This is a genomic window from Scandinavium sp. M-37 (assembly GCF_043558715.1).
In the GTDB taxonomy this organism is placed as follows: Bacteria; Pseudomonadota; Gammaproteobacteria; order Enterobacterales; family Enterobacteriaceae; genus Scandinavium; species Scandinavium vulneris_A.
This window is the reverse complement of record NZ_JBIGIN010000048.1, coordinates 14,238-29,806: the sequence shown is the minus strand read 5'-3', so window position 1 is coordinate 29,806 and position 15,569 is coordinate 14,238. Positions and strand designations below refer to the sequence as shown.

12 protein-coding genes are annotated in these 15,569 nt (G+C 49.0%); 5 read left to right on the top strand and 7 right to left on the bottom strand.

All coding sequences use genetic code 11. The annotated features are described in order from the left end of the window. From tssC to ACG0Z5_RS22145, 3 genes are all read right to left on the bottom strand, one after another. The coding region (gene tssC / locus ACG0Z5_RS22155; RefSeq protein ID WP_394451251.1) for a type VI secretion system contractile sheath large subunit at positions 1 to 1,015 on the bottom strand (1,015 nt) is incomplete at its 3' end. Between the two features lie 40 nt (positions 1,016 to 1,055). Beyond that, entirely contained in the window at positions 1,056 to 1,553 is a 498-nt protein-coding gene (gene tssB / locus ACG0Z5_RS22150) for a type VI secretion system contractile sheath small subunit (RefSeq protein WP_394451249.1), read from the bottom strand. A gap of 854 nt (positions 1,554 to 2,407) precedes the next feature. Beyond that, the gene (locus ACG0Z5_RS22145; protein WP_394451247.1) at positions 2,408 to 3,442 is read right to left on the bottom strand and encodes a hydantoinase/carbamoylase family amidase; all 1,035 of its coding nucleotides are present in this window, start codon (positions 3,440 to 3,442) and stop codon (positions 2,408 to 2,410) included. Between the two features lie 182 nt (positions 3,443 to 3,624). On the opposite strand from ACG0Z5_RS22145, the gene ACG0Z5_RS22140 reads away from it, so the two are divergent. Further along, positions 3,625 to 4,065 carry an AAA family ATPase gene (locus ACG0Z5_RS22140; RefSeq protein WP_394451245.1) on the top strand — a complete coding sequence of 147 codons (441 nt, stop codon included), beginning with the start codon at positions 3,625 to 3,627 and terminating at the stop codon, positions 4,063 to 4,065. A 491-nt stretch (positions 4,066 to 4,556) separates the two neighbouring features. Next, on the top strand, positions 4,557 to 5,561 hold the full coding sequence (locus ACG0Z5_RS22135) for a LacI family DNA-binding transcriptional regulator (RefSeq protein ID WP_394451244.1): 1,005 nt from the start codon (positions 4,557 to 4,559) through the stop codon (positions 5,559 to 5,561). Here ACG0Z5_RS22135 and ACG0Z5_RS22130 read toward each other — a convergent pair. The 3 genes from ACG0Z5_RS22130 to ACG0Z5_RS22120 are packed head-to-tail and all read right to left on the bottom strand — an operon-like array spanning position 5,554 to position 9,250. Further along, the gene (locus ACG0Z5_RS22130) at positions 5,554 to 6,438 is read right to left on the bottom strand and encodes an NAD(P)-dependent oxidoreductase (RefSeq protein ID WP_394451242.1); all 885 of its coding nucleotides are present in this window, start codon (positions 6,436 to 6,438) and stop codon (positions 5,554 to 5,556) included. The genes ACG0Z5_RS22135 and ACG0Z5_RS22130 overlap by 8 nt on opposite strands. Before the next feature lie 54 nt (positions 6,439 to 6,492). Further along, positions 6,493 to 7,848, bottom strand: a complete 1,356-nt coding sequence (locus ACG0Z5_RS22125; protein ID WP_394451240.1) for an NAD(P)H-dependent oxidoreductase — start codon at positions 7,846 to 7,848, stop codon at positions 6,493 to 6,495. A gap of 37 nt (positions 7,849 to 7,885) precedes the next feature. Next, complete coding sequence (locus tag ACG0Z5_RS22120) at positions 7,886 to 9,250, bottom strand: MFS transporter (RefSeq protein WP_394451237.1); 1,365 nt, start codon at positions 9,248 to 9,250, stop codon at positions 7,886 to 7,888. Positions 9,251 to 9,965: 715 nt separating this feature from the next. Here ACG0Z5_RS22120 and ACG0Z5_RS22115 point away from each other — a divergent pair. Next, positions 9,966 to 10,877 carry a LysR substrate-binding domain-containing protein gene (locus tag ACG0Z5_RS22115; RefSeq protein WP_394451235.1) on the top strand — a complete coding sequence of 304 codons (912 nt, stop codon included), beginning with the start codon at positions 9,966 to 9,968 and terminating at the stop codon, positions 10,875 to 10,877. Positions 10,878 to 10,893: 16 nt separating this feature from the next. Here ACG0Z5_RS22115 and ACG0Z5_RS22110 read toward each other — a convergent pair whose 3' ends face one another. Next, positions 10,894 to 12,570, bottom strand: coding sequence for a BCCT family transporter (locus ACG0Z5_RS22110; RefSeq protein WP_394451233.1), 1,677 nt, complete (start codon positions 12,568 to 12,570; stop codon positions 10,894 to 10,896). A 324-nt stretch (positions 12,571 to 12,894) separates the two neighbouring features. Here ACG0Z5_RS22110 and ACG0Z5_RS22105 point away from each other — a divergent pair, with 324 nt between their 5' ends. Together ACG0Z5_RS22105 and ACG0Z5_RS22100 are read left to right on the top strand one after the other, a co-directional pair. After that, positions 12,895 to 14,082, top strand: coding sequence for an aromatic ring-hydroxylating oxygenase subunit alpha (locus ACG0Z5_RS22105; protein ID WP_394451231.1), 1,188 nt, complete (start codon positions 12,895 to 12,897; stop codon positions 14,080 to 14,082). Between the two features lie 3 nt (positions 14,083 to 14,085). Continuing rightward, a complete protein-coding gene (locus ACG0Z5_RS22100; RefSeq protein ID WP_394451229.1) occupies positions 14,086 to 15,534 on the top strand; it encodes an aldehyde dehydrogenase family protein in 1,449 nt (482 codons plus the stop codon). Positions 15,535 to 15,569: the final 35 nt, after the last annotated feature.

Here is a 15,569-nt window from a genome sequence, read left to right as displayed (position 1 = left end):
GAATCGGCAGATCCTGCACGGCACCACCGGCCTGCGGGCCACGGATCTGCACGCACCAGCCGTTGTTGATGAAGCTCTTCACCATGTTGGCCGCGAAGGCGAACGAAGCGTTGGTCCACAGGTATTTGTCGTGATCCGGGCCTTTCACTTCTTCGACATAGTTGAAGCTGCGCACCGGCACGGTGTCCGGACCATACGGCAGACGAGCCAGCACACGGGGCATCACAAGACCGAGGTAGCGGGAGTCGTCGGTGTCGCGGAACGATTTCCATTTAATGTATTCCGCGCGATCGAAGTAGTTGCCAATGTCTTTGATGGCCGCGACTTCTTCCATCGAGTCCTTCTGGAAGAACTTCGGTCCCGCAGAGCCGATAAACGGCATATGGGCAGCAGCGGAAACTTTTGATATATTACGCATCAGCGCCACGTCCTGGGCTGAAGCATCAAACTCATACGCTGAAATGATGGCAGCGACAGGCTCTCCACCAGGTGTGTCGTATTCGGCAATGTACGTTTGTTTGTACAGTCCGCTCTGGATTACCTCCGGACAATCCTCAAAATCCTGACGCAACTCTTCTTTAGATAAATCAAGCAGTTCCAGCTTAACATTCTGCCTGAAGTCGGTTTTTTTCACCAAATCCTGCAGTCCGCGCCAGACCGATTCCACTTTCTGGAACTCTTCGTTGTGCATGACTTCATCGAGCTGGCGGCTGATCTGGAAATCCAGTTCAGCAATGTGGTGATCAAGCAGGGTCTTATCAAGCTTTTCCACTTTCTGACCTGACTTCTGCAGGCACTGCATAAAGACCTGTACCGCGGCGGTCACACGGGCGTTTGTCGACGTTTCAGCCATCACCGTATTATCATCAAACCCATTAAGCGAGTTCATTTCGGCGACCGGCTCCAGGTTTATTTTGTCGAACAGTGAGGCATATACGCCGCCGGCTGGCAGTGTTTTTTCAATGGTCGCGCCCGTCACCGGGTTCTGGGATTCGTTATTGGCTGACATAAGCATTATTTCCAGTTATTCCGTTAATGTTTCCAGTAATACGTTATTAATCCTGGGACGGGGCAAGGGCATTAAGTTCGTTACGCAGCTCATCACTCAGAGCCGGGTCTTTCAGAATTTTTTCAAATTCTTTCTTGAACGTAGTATTGTCGAGAAGATTGGATTTGAGGTCGCGCAGTAAATTACGCATAGCGAGCATGGCTTTCAGCTGTGGTATTTGGCGGGCTATCTGCTCTGGCTCGAAATCTTTCATATTCTGGAAGCTCAGGCGGACATTTTCTTCAGAGCCGTCATCGGCGAGGGTATTTTTTACGGTGAGATTCACCTCAGGATTTAGTTCACCCAAAACTGAGTCGAAGTTGTTTTTATTAACATTTATTTTACTTCTTTCCGACAGGGTGCCGGTGGCCTTACCGTTACTGAAGTCGCCTACACTCAGCAACTTGAGCGGGAGCTCGATTTTCTTCTGCGCGCCTCCCGTGTGTAAATCCAACGAAATATTAACACGCGCCTTCGGGATTTCATTCTGAAAGCTTTGGCTCATCCGCTCATTCTCCATTTAATGTGTAATTGGGCTTCCTGCCAGATTAAGAGCATGCAACAAATATAACGGCAGGCCGTTTATTTTTACACTCCCCGACACCGCACGTAAACAGGACAAACCCGAATTAATTATTCCCGGGAATTCTGCATCGAATGCCAGAATGAGTCTAAAACCGCATGAGTAGCGGGGTTAACGATAAATTCCAAAGATTAATTTCGAATAAATAAAATTTACTTTTAAACTTTTTTCATGATTTTTTAGGATTTTTTTGTGACTCAAATCACTGGTGTAATTTATTAAGAAAAGAGAATAAGTCCATTATCGAACTAATAAACAAATGTAACTATTCATAATTATGTTCTATACCCTGCGAAACTTTTAAGCCACCCTTTATCACATGAATAAGCACCGCTTAATTAAAGTTAATGATGACAGTATTATCACTCATTTTCAAACCGGGTTTCCCATACGAAGAATGGCTTTGCTAATGGAATGGCCCCCCTTCCCTTGTGCGACAGTATAACGATTAATCGTCACTACTTGAGCGGAGCGACCATCATGAGCGTTAAAACTATTGGCATTAATTTGGCAAAAGAGATTTTCCAGGTCCACGGGGTAGACGAGCACGGAAAGCCGTTGTTCAACAGCAACTCAGGCGCTCACAAATGACCTCTTTTTTTGCCAACATCCCACCGCGTTTGATCGGCATGGAGGCCTGTGCTACTGCCCACTTTTGAGCCAATAAGCTGAAGTCGATGGATTTGACGAACTGAGGGGCCGTCAGTTCGTCAAACCCTGTGTCAAAACCAGTAAGCACGAGGCTGTAGATGCAGGAGTCTGATTTCAAAAAATTATCAGCCTGATGACAACAGAGACCTTTCGGGCGAAATTAAAATGCCATCCAATTCCGTTAACGCCTGGTACAATACCTGCGTACCACGCCATAATTGCTGTGACTCAATCCACTCTTCCGGACAATGGCTGCGACCATTCAGACAAGGAATGAACACCATACCCGTCGGGCCTAATGGAGATACATACACGGCATCATGCCCGGCACCACTTGGCAGACGGATGTTGGCGTAATCGAGTTTGTTGGCAGCAAGCTCGATGGCCTCCATCACCACATCACTGCAGGGTGTTGGTTTCGCACGAGTTAAGTGTGTGACCTGGGTAGACAACCGCAACGCTGTGAGGCCTGATGCAACCGTCGCCAGCAACTGTTCCGGGAAAGTATCCAGTATCACCTGATTGTCGCTGCGAACTTCAAGCGTCAGCGCTACATGGCCGGGTACGGCGTTAGCCACATTAGGCGTCATTTCCAGATGCCCGACTGTCGCGACAACATAGCTCGGATTGCCACTCATTTGCGATGCCATGCGATACGCTTCATCAATGATTCGTGCCGCACCGACAAGCGCATCACGGCGTATATCCATGGGGGTTGTCCCCGCATGGTCTGGCTGGCCTGTGACGACAATGCGCACACGACGAATACCGACAATATTAGTCACCACGCCTATCGGGTAGTCCAGCGATTCCAGCACCGGCCCCTGTTCAATATGGAGCTCAATAAAAGCTGCTATACTCTGGGGTTTACGCAACGGCTGTGTGAGCTCTGCTGGCGTTCCCCCAATCCGACTTATTGCCTCGGCCAGCGTTTCTCCCACACTGTTTTGCGAATCCAGCATCGCGGCATCCAGTGAACCACTGAAGGCCCGACTACCGACACAAGAGATACCATAATCACTCGACTCTTCAGACAGGAAGTCAATAACTTCAAAGGGATGCTCCCATCTGATACCTTGTTCTGCAAGGCATTGAGCGATTTCAATCCCCGCCAGCACACCGATAATGCCATCGAATCGCCCCCCCCACGACGGTATCACAGTGCGAGCCTGTCACTAATGGCGGTTTTTTATCATTCAGTCCTTCACGCCGACCAATTAAATTACCAGCCGCATCCTGGGATACGCTAAGACCGGCAGCTTTAAACTCGTCTCGTAACCAATTTCGGGCTTCAGAAAATTCAGTTGAAAAAGCACGACGAGTCCAGGGGATACCGAGCAACGTGTTGCGAGTAAACGCCCTTTACTTGCGAATCGACACGATTGAGCAGGCCATACTTAAAGCCGAAGAAGAGGACCGCGAAATGGGGCCTACTGGTTATTTTGTCGCTTACTCACTCGCCAGAGAAAACCTGCTATTAGGAGCAACAGTAATCACTGACTCAGTGAACCCACTGGCGTTAACCCGTGATGCCTATCGAGAAATAGCTTTATCGGCAAGAACCGATTTTTTAGAAATTGAGATCGTATGTTCCGATATGATTGAGCATCGTAAACGAGTGGGAACAAGGGTGTCAGAAGTCGAGGGGTTAACCCTGCCAGACTGGAAATATGTTACCGATTTGACTTATGAACCATGGAACAGAGAACATCTCATTTTAGACTCGTACAGTTTATCCAGCGATGAATGTGTATCCAGGATCATCAAAGTTCTTTCGCGATGACCTGGTCTTGTGAGGCTCCCCAACAATTATTATGGTGGGTAGTTAGCAATGCCCGCTCCGGGCACGAAGCAGCTTGCCTTAATAAGTCAGGGCAACCTTTAGCCAGGAGTAAAAGTTGATCTAACTTTTCGTCGGAAGCTCAGTATCAACCAAAGTAACTCTGGGAAACTGATACACTCATGAAAATTCAGATCGGTTGATCGGAGTGAGTCCATATGGCTCGTAAATGTTTTTGAACTCTCACCGATTCATACAGCGCTTCAAGGCAAACCGGACTGACCGGCCTGTCAGAAATGCGATGTCAGCATCAGCGGAAGTAATCTCCAGGCTTTACAGCCCCACCACAAAAGGTAAAGATGAGCTGATATACGCAACGCAGCAGCGGCGAGAGCTGAAATCAGTAACGCGTTGAAAGCAGTGAGTATTAAGATTGATCCTGTGTTCAGGCTCCTCATCCTGATGTCAGAAGAACAACATAGAGTGGTTGTGCGTTGACAAATAAGAAGAAAATTACCATCAGAGACGTCGCAGGGCTGGCCGGAGTATCTATCGGTGTAGTGTCACGAGTATTAAATCCCGGTACTGGTTCAGTATCTGAACGCACGCGCATTCGCGTGAGCGAAGCAATGCAAACGCTTAATTACACCCCTCAGAGCTCCGCCAGAGAATTAAAAACAAACCTGAATAATACTATTGGCTTAGTGGTGGCTGACATTGCCAATGACTTTTTTTCTGAGATATCAGATCTTATCGTACGGCGGGCCAGAGAACTGGATATGAATGTCATTCTTGTGACGACTCAGGAAGATCCGCTGCTTGAGCGTGAGAGTCTGCGGATGCTGATGCAAAAGCGTGTCAAAGCCATCATAGCCACGCCTACCAGTGCGAACAGTGATATCTGGCAATCCATCGGTGAAATGGGTATTTCTGTGGTCTTTATTGACCGTTTTCTTGAAGACGTTAAGCATGCCAGCGTCATTGGTTTTAATAACCACGACTCTGCATGTGAAGCCGCCCTTTATCTTGCCCGGCTGGGACACAAACGTATCGCCTGGATCAGCGGCCCACTCAATACCTCAACATCTCTACAGCGGCTGAATGGCTATCAACAAGGTCTTAAAGAGAGCGGTTTAGCATGGGATAAGCAATATACGGTGGTGAAGAATTTTCGCGATCCCCTCGCCAGCCAGGCACTGGATGAGCTGCTTGAGCTTGAGGTACCCCCGACGGCAGTCATTATTGGTAATACCTCAATTGCACCGGTCATCATGTCACGGATCCGCGAACTGAAGATTTCTGTTCCTGACGATTTATCGCTGATTGTTTATCATGACAGCCACTGGAGCCGTCTGCTGTCGCCTTCCATCAGCGTCATCAAGCACCCTCTCGAAATGCTGGCAGAAAAAGCAATCCAGTGCTTGTCTGGTGAACAACAGAACGTGTTCGAATTAACAAGCGTGCTAATAAAACGCGAGAGCGTCTCGATGATTAAATAGAGAGTCCATTCAGACGCTGTATTTGCCGGATAATACCGCAATGATCTAAATCGCCATCACCCGCGGCAACCATCTGGCTGAACAAGACATTGACCTTATCAGTCAACGGCAACGTCAAATCAAGCTGTTCTGCCAACGCCATGATACTTTTTGTATCTTTGAGCTGCCATGCCGCTGAGCCGCGCGCGCAAAAATCACTTTCTACCATGCGTTCACCGTGTTGTTGTAGCAAGGTGGAATCAGCAAACCCACCCAACAGCGCCTCCCGGACCTTAATCGGATCGGCCCCGCCCCGCTGGGCCAATGTAAAGGCCTCTGACAATAAACATAACGTCCCGGCGACAATAATCTGGTTTGCAAGTTTGGTGAGCTGTCCTGCACCAACCTCCCCCACCCGGGTAACCTTACCAAGGTGAGTAAGCAGAGGACGAAGCCGATCGATACTTTGCTTCGCCCCTCCTGCCATCAATGACAACGTACCCTTCTCCGCGCCCTTCGTACCACCAGACACGGGCATGTCCACATAATAAAGTTTTGCGCGTCGAGCCTGAAGTTGCTGTTCAACCACCTTCACCGGGGTGAGCGTGCTCATCATGATAATGATCGAGTGGTGAGCAATGAGTGACAATCTTGTCTCGGTGAAAATCACCTCGTCGCAGGCATCGGCATCACTCAGAAGACAAATGATAACGTTGTTCCCGGACAATAACTTTTCGACTGAATCGACACATTTGACACCAAAGGCTTCCAGACCGAGCGCTTTATCCTTTGTCCGGTTCCACGCCTCAACCCGACAACCAACTGCAGCCAGACGACGCGCTACCGCTTGCCCCAGTAACCCCGTGCCGATCAAACCTACTCGTGTAGTGGTATCCATAAATATTTCCTGAATAACCCGCGACGACGCTTGCCGCCGCGGCAAAGTTAACGTCTATAAACCCGCGAGGCTTACCATCTGTTTACGCAATTCGACGATATCCAGATTATTTTCAAATTTGACATCGGAGAAGCGTATCGCTTTGTCTTTGGCGACATCTTTGACCAGCTTGACATGATGCGCCAGCCCCATTGGCAACAGGTCCTGATCCACGCTGATACTGGCTGGTAGCGCATTCGCCCAGACGGTAAAGCCACCTTCACCATCCAGCATTTCCCCGGCCTTGAGATCGCGTTTTGCCGTTGCCACCGCATCTCCCCTGAAGCTCAATGCTGAACCTGTGGCTTCATTACGCAGCACGGCAGAGAGAATGCTGATGCTGGTTTCCAGCCCAATCAAATGGAAAGGACGCCACATTGAGGCGTACCAGCCGCTGGGATCGGTGAGCAGCCCATATTGCTTGAAGCAGGCACGGCTATACTCATCGCGGGCCTTAAAGGTGACAAAAACGCCGTAACGAATATTATTGAGCACTTCACGGCCATCTGGCTCCTGGCTTGCTGCAATATCCACCAGACCACTCCGGCTCAGTCGCCCGCCATCCGCCTCGGGGGAGAATACGCGTGCCAGGTCATGCACCCCTGCAGGAGGAAAAGCCAGCCCATTATCAGGACAATCGAGCCCTGTTGCGTTGGCCACAGCGGCCATTTCAATCGCGGCCTTGGTACCATCGGTGAAAGAGTTATACATTTTGGGATTAAAGTCGCCTGCGGCGACCTCTTCTTCTGACCAGCCAAAAAAGCCCCAGACGGTATCTGGCGTCGAGTAACGGTAACGAGGCTCAAAATTCATCCCTTTACCAGCGGCAACAATTTCAAACCCGCAGGCACGAGCCCAGTCCACAAGTTCACAAATAATTGCAGGCTGATCGCCGTATGCCATGCTGTAGATCACACCTTGTTGCCGCGCCCGTTCAGCGATTAACGGCCCGCACAAAACATCAGCCTCTACGTTCACCATGATCACATGTTTGCCATGTTCAACAGCATGCAGCGCATGGCGAGTTCCAGCCAGTGGATGCCCCGTGGCCTCAACAATGCAATCAATCTGCTCACAGCGGAATAACAGCTCCGCATCTTCTACCACACAGGTCGATCCATCCCGTAAGGCAATGTCGATATTTTCAGCGCGGTATTGCGTTTCAGGCCAGCCGACGCGGGCCAGCGCGTGGCGGGCTTTATTCATATCGAGATCGGCAACGGCCACTACCTGCAGTCCCTCCAGATGACGCAGCTGGGCAAGTACCATAGATCCAAATTTTCCGGCACCGATGATGCCGACACGAATCGGCTGCGCGGAACCTGATTTCACGGCACAGGCACGCTCATTTAACAATGCTGCTAAATTCATTTTTTTACTCCTTGATAGGATGTTTAAGGTGTCGACATTAACGCCAGCCAGCAACCTGGCGGCGACTTTTACTCAGGAGATAAATCAGTAACGGTGAAAAAAGCACAAGTATCGATAACAGATAGAGACCGTTCTGTGATTTACCGGTAAGGGAAATGGTGAGTCCGACCAGGAAGGGGCCAAAAAATCCGCCAATATTGCCGATAGAGTTGATTAGTGCCAGGCCACCGGCTGACCCCTGGTTCGTGAGAAAAGAGGCGGGTAAGGTATAAAATGTCGGCACACAGGCCAGCATGCCGACGGTAGAAAGCGTCAGCCCCAGCATAGATATCACTGGCGAGTCGCTGATAGCTGCGACCACAAACCCGACGGAAAACAGTATTGAAGGGAGGATAAAGTGCCAGGTCCGTTCATTCGTTTTATCGGAATGGTTTGACCACCAGCACATAGCGACAGCGCCAACGATGTAGGGAATGGTACCCAGCAGACCAACCACAGTATCTGAATAGTCAAAGCGTTTAATAAACTGCGGCATCCAGAAGCCAAGGCCGGTCAGCCCGATGACCGTGAAAAAGTAAGCAAGCCCCAGGATCCAGACGCGACGATCTTTGAACATTGCTTTCAGGCCTGAGTGACCCACCGTCAGCGTATCCCGCTGTTCTTTTTCCATCAGTTTCTGATAGGCATCGCGCTCCTCAGGACTCAGCCAGGAGGCACTGGCTGGTTTATCAGTAAGGTAAAGAAATACCACGACCGACAGGATAATCGGCGGAAAGCCTTCAATCAAAAAGAGCCATTGCCAGCTTTCCAGGCCGCCCACCTGATGGAAATTATCAAGAATGTAGCCTGAAATCGGATTGGCGATGATGGCCGCCAGAGGAACACCTAAATAGTAAATGGAGAAAACCCGAGCCAGTTCTTTCCTGGGGAACCAGGTTGTCAGATAGAAAACGATGCCCGGGGCGAGACCCGCTTCCGCCACGCCTAATAAAAACCGCAAAATACTGAGACTGACAGCCCCCTGTGCGAACGCCATGGCCATGGAAATCACGCCCCAGGTAATCATTATGCGGGCTAACCAAAACCGGGCGCCATAACGAGCCAGTAAGACGTTGCTGGGCACCTCAAACAAAATATAACCAAAGGAGAAGATGCCGACGGCAAACCCGAATTGTTGCGGCGTTAAACCCAGGAACTGGTTCATGGTTAACGCCGCCATGCCGATATTCGAACGATCAATGAACGCCAGCAGATACATCATCAATATCAAAGGCATTAAACGCCAGCGCGCTTTAGATATTGCTCTGCTTTCCAGAGGCGAGATATCAGCATGCTGAGGTATCGGCATTACGCCAGCATCAGTGCCAGCAAGTGTATGGTTGTACTCTTCTACGTGTTTCATGATGAATCCCAGCCGTGTTGTAACTACCGGAAATATCACGGAAAATACATTGATACCGCGATGCGACTTAAAAAGTAAAACGTTTTACTTTTTATCGAGTCTTGCGACAAACGACCCGAGCGTCAAGTTTTTTGTAAGCGGTAAGTTAATGAAATGTGATGAATGCAACAATTGGCGGGAGTGTGACTTAAATGTCAGTTTTTAGTACGGCGTGGACTGAAAGCACGATCATAAGGTCCGCTGCGAGCGAAAAGCTGCCGTTCAGGCTCAAATTAAGCCTGAGGTTAAGGATCATTTATCGCCGCTGGAAGACCAAAACCTGTCACAACGAAGCGAAATATTTGCTGGCACTGGAAGAACGAAAATCCCCCTTACTTAGCCATAAAAAGCTTGTCGAATGTCTCTGGGTGTGAAGCGGACGCTCATTGTTTACATAATCTTGGCAGTGCCTTTCTTGTGCCGATCAATAACATTCTAAATTGATAAATATAGAGCCCGACTACTGATGATTTGGGCTCTATATTTCACCTATAAGTTACATCACTCCATTCAGCAAAAGTTCGATTTATTCAACAAAGCCGAGATAGACTAACTATGCTCATTTAATAAAGGAGTTGTTTAACAACCATGATCACAGATCTGTTAATGTCTTCCGATGAATAAAATAACTTCATATAGTATATGGTAACAGACTCTCTTAACGTTATTTGATAAAATGAAAATCACACCACTGCCGCCATTAAACAGCCTGGTTGCATTTGAAGCAGCTTCACGTCATCTTAGTTTTACCCTGGCTGCTCATGAATTGAATGTCACGCAAGGTGCAATTAGTCGACAAGTTCGCCACCTGGAAGATTTTCTGGGTTCGGCACTCTTTACACGTTTAAACCGTAATATTTATTTAACTGAAACTGGCTTGCAATATCGTCAGGCTATCAGCGCGGCCCTGGTGGATATCGCCAGGGCTACGGGAGAGATAAAAAAATGGCAAGGTGAACATAAAGTCACCGTCTCCACTACCAGCGCAATGGCAGCATTATGGTTATTACCACGGGTTGCCAGTTTTCAGAGTGAGCACGAGGAAATTGACCTACGTATAGTGGCATCAGACAGTATTCAGAATTTACATAAGCAAGAGTGTGACTTTGGTTTATTCTACTGCCGAACTCCCCCTGAAAATATGCAAACTTTCGCACTATTCTCTGAGGTCGTATTTCCGGTTTGCAGTCCGGATTATCTGCAAAAGGTTGGTCCGCTATCATCAGCGGAAGATATTTTTAGTAAAACCTTACTTTTCCTTGAGGATTCTCATACCGACTGGTTAAGCTGGGAACAGTGGTTTACTGCGGTTAATCTTCCGCAATTTACGCCCAAAAATCGTCTGAACATCAATAATTACCCGATGCTGTTACAGGCGGCAATCAATGGCCAGGGTGTCGCGCTGGCGTGGGGAGAACTCTCTGACTGCTATCTGGAGTCTGGTGCCCTGATCCGTCCGGTAAGCCATGCATTAAGAACCAACTCCTGCTTTTCAATACTGGAAGTAGCAAACACTGGCCGGGTGACCGCCAGTGTCAGGCTATTCCGTGAATGGCTGCTAAACCAGCGTTCCACGTCGGTGATTTAGCAACCCATTGTTATTTCTAAATTATTATCTTTTCTTCTGGTTTGATGTTTTGCGGTGATCCAACCGGTCCATCCAATGCTTCCGGATCGGGATGCACATGTTGCGGCAACATTGCCCACGGCAACGGCTCCCGGCGAATAGAGCGGAACAGCGTTAAAGTCATTAGCATAATGAAGATCGCCACCGGGAAACCGGCGATAATAGATGCGGTTTGCATCACTTGTAACCCTCCGGCATACAGCAGCACTGCGGCCAGAACGGCAATGATTATCCCCCACAAGATCCTGATAAATGGCGGTGGTTCGCTATGTCCTCCGGCATCCAGAATGCAGAGAACTAAGGTTCCGGAATCTGCAGATGTAATAAAATAGGTACCTAACAACAGACAGGCCAGAATGCTCAGCACGGCACTTAATGATGAGTAGGGTAAGCTATTAAACAGCGCAAACAGCGCTCTGGTAGTATCCTTTTTGGTCGCTTCCAGAACGGGTCCACCGCTAAATGCAGGGGTTTCAGCTTGTGTAACCTGTTTTTGTAGCGTACTGGTTTCATATTGATGCCGGGCATCTTGCTCAATTTTCAGTGCTGTGCCACCAAAGACAGCAATCCAGATAAAGGTGATCAGCGTTGGAACAATCAATGCACCACCAATAAGTTCACGGATTGTCCGCCCGCGTGAAATTCGGGCAATAAACATGCCGACAAAAGGAGCCCATGTCATCCACCAGGGCCAGTAATAAGCGGTCCAGCTATTTTGCCAGCCAGAATCTTTTTGTGTGTCGCTCCAGAAGCTTAAACCAACTATATTTTGAATATAATCGCCAGAACTCTCCAGAAAAGTATTCAAAATATATCGGGTTGGCCCTACACACAGCACAATCATAACAATGAGCAACGACAGCAGCATATTTAGCTCAGACAAACGACGAATCCCTTTTCCTACCCCGGATAATACCGAAGAGACCGCCAACGTGCAGAGCACCACAATAATCAACAGCTGAACACCAAGACCAATATGCACACCCAGCGCTTGATTTAAACCTGAATTAATCTGGATCACCCCCATACCGAGGGTTTGCGAGATACCAAATGCAGTGACGGCAACAGTTAAAATATCTACCAAATGACCAATAGGGCCATAAATACGATCACCAATAAGCGGGTAGAGAATTGAACGTAACGTTAGCGGGAGGTTTTTTCGGTAGGCAAAATAGGAAAGTGCAAGGGCGACAATAATAAATACTGACCAGGGATGTAGTCCCCAATGAAAAAATGTTATACGCATTGCGGCACTGGCTGATCCGTCACTGAGCGGCGGGGAAAATGGATTGCCTGCGTAGTGCCACATAGGTTCGGCAACCGACCAGAATATTAAGCCAATACCCATACCGCCGGAAAAAAGCATTGCAACCCAGGAGGTGTTGCTGAACTCTGGCTTTTCATCATCTTTGCCCAGTCTGATATGCCCATAACGACTAACCATGAGGTATAACAAGAAAAACAGAACCGCCGATACCAGACCTATATAGAACCACTTCATGCTGTAGAGTAATGCGTTGGAAATATCTTCAAAGTATTTCCCCGTTTTATTAGCCAGTATTGCACAGAATAAAACAAAACTTACCACCAGTATTTTTGAAACAATTGTCACTGTCGGGTTTAATCCCTTCAATAATCCAGATGTCGCTCGCATAGGCGCTTCTCACTCCTCAGAAATGATAGATAACCGTTTTTGTTTATTTTTTGTTAAATCATCTTGAGGGTAAAGAGCCATTCCGTGCATTTCAACGGATAAAAACTCATATATTAGTGATAAAAAATCATGCGAACGTACAATAAACGGTCTAATCAGCCAATATTTAACGCATTGTTTTATCCTGATGAGTTTTTCTCATGCGTCGTTGGCAAAAAAGTCGTTTGCCTGTTGCTAAATTGTTAAACACACTCTCGCTTATTCAACCCCCTTTCTTGCCAGCAGAGCAAAGACCAACAACACTTTATTTCTGGAGAGCTTTAGATGAACAATGTCAAACAATCTCTTATTGCTGTTGAATATGTTGATCGGGTATTAACTGAGATCCAGGATGCAACCGGTATGCCTAATGATGCGTATACCAGTAAAGAGTATTTCCGCTTTGAACGCGATAACGTGCTGGGTAAAACCTGGGTCTGTATCGGTTTTAGTGCCGACCTGCCCGCTAATGGCTTTGTAAAACCTGTCGATTTTATGAATCTACCATTGTTAATAATAAGAAACCGCCACGGGGAGATTCAGGTTTTCCATAATGTTTGCAGCCACCGGGGAATGAAATTAGTCCATGAAAGTGGCCCTGTTCAGGGGATGATCCGCTGTTCTTACCACTCCTGGAATTATGATCTTGATGGCAACTTAAAAGGAACACCGCATGTCGGGGGCATTGGTCAACACAAAGATGAACGTTTTAAATGCGAGAAGCATGGCTTAAAACCGCTCCGCTCCGCCGTCTGGATGGGCATGGTGTTTATTAATCTCTCCGGTGATGCCGACGAGTTTGACCACCATATTGCCCCGCTGCAACAGCGCTGGAAGACTTTCCTGGGTGAGGAAGGCATGTCGTTATTACGCCAGGTAGAGACTGGCGGTAGCCTGCAAATAGAGGTCAACAGTAACTGGAAGCTCGCCATTGAGAATTATTGTGAGGCCTATCACCTGCCCTGGGTTCACCCGGCACTCAATAGCTACTCACGGCTGGAAGATCACTACAACATCATGTTCAGTGAACGTTTCGCGGGTCAGGGGAGCACTGCTTATAACCTCTCAGAAACCGCAGGCACCCATCTACCTCAATTTCCTGAATGGCCTGCCGAGAAAGCCCGTCATGCCGAATATGTCGCATTATTCCCCAATGTGCTGCTGGGAATACAGATCGATCATGCCTTCGCCATGATGGTAGAGCCTGTCAGCGAAGAAAAAAGCATTGAGCATCTGCGGCTGTTTTACGTTGGCGATGAAGCGACGACAGAGCAATTTTCCGCCTGCCGTCAGGCTACAGTGGAGTCCTGGCGGGTCGTTTTCGGGGAAGATATCTCCGCCGTGGAAGGTATGCAGCAAGGACGCCGTTCACCGGGTTTTGGCGGCGGTGTTTTTTCTCCAGAAATGGATGTGCCGACACACTTTTTCCAGAAGTGGTTAGCTTCCAGAGTAAAAAAGGCGCTGGAGGCATAAACGATGGAACATTATCTTAACTATATCGCCGACCAATGGTGCGATGCCTCCCGCAGCTTGACTGTTTACAATCCGGGGAGCGCAGAGCCTTTCGCCACCATCGCCCTGGCGGATACCCAGGATGCCGATCGGGCGATGAGTGCAGCCAGAGCATGTGTCCAGTCTGGGGGATTATCCGCTGTTCGCCCGGCACAGCGTGCTGGCTGGCTGCTGGAGGCCGCACGCGAAATACGAGAAATAGCAGAATCTGGCGCACAGGTTTGTAGCCAGGAAAACGGAAAGCGGCTACAGGATGCCCGTGACGAATTCTTAGAAGCCGCTCGCTATTTTGAGTACTACGCAGGTATGGCCGACAAACTGGAAGGCGCGTCCATTCCCCTGGGGCAGGATTACCTCGATTTCACGCAGCACATTCCCTATGGCGTGTCCGTGCAGATTGTTCCGTGGAATTTCCCTGTTTCTATCTGTGCCCGTTCTCTGGCCCCGGCATTAGCCGCAGGTAATGCGGTAGTGGTCAAATCACCAGAGTTATCGCCCCTGGCCATAACGCTGCTAATAACTGCCGTCATTCGGGCTGGTTTTCCTGCAGGGGCAATCCAGCTGCTGTGTGGCGAAGGTGTCGATGTCGGCAGTTATCTTGTCCAGCATCCCGAAGTTGATCAGATAGTCTTTACGGGTTCTGTCGCCACCGGGCAATCCATCCTGCGTAGTGCCGCGAGCAGAGCAACCCCGGCAGTGATGGAGCTGGGAGGAAAATCCGCCGCTATTGTACTGCCGGATGCAGAGATAACCACCCTGCTGCCCAGCGTCCGAAGCGGCATTTTTTTTAATGCCGGGCAAGTTTGCTCGGCATTATCCCGGCTGCTGATTCATCAGTCACGCTATGAGGAAGTGAAGGCAGCCGTAGTCTCTCTGGCGGAATCGTTGGTGGTCGGCACGGCAGACGATGCCGCAGCAGAACTGACACCGCTAGTCTCGCGGGAACAACAATTACGGGTGCTGACCATGATTGAACAGGCCAGAGCTGAAGGCGCAACTGTACTGACGGGGGGTTACGCGCCTGACAGAGCGGGTTACTTTGTAGCCCCTACGGTTATCGAAGCCACGCCGCAAATGAGGATAGCTCAGGAGGAGGTCTTCGGCCCGGTGCTGGTTATTATGCCCTTCGAGTCGCCACAACAGGCTGTTGAGATCGCCAACGGTACAGTGTTTGGTCTGGTCGCCGGGATCTTTGGTAACAATCTGGATGAGACGCTTAATGTCGCCCGACAACTACGGGGGGGCCAGGTCTTCGTCAATGAGTGGTTCGCCGGGGGGATAGAAACGCCTTTCGGCGGAGTGGGATTATCCGGTTTTGGGCGGGAGAAAGGTCAGGAAGCTATTTACGGTTATGTCCACACCCGAAATATTGCCATTCGTCTGAGGTCGACCACAGCCAGCCGAGCGCAATAAATTATCACTCCAGCGGAAACTAAAGAGATTACCGG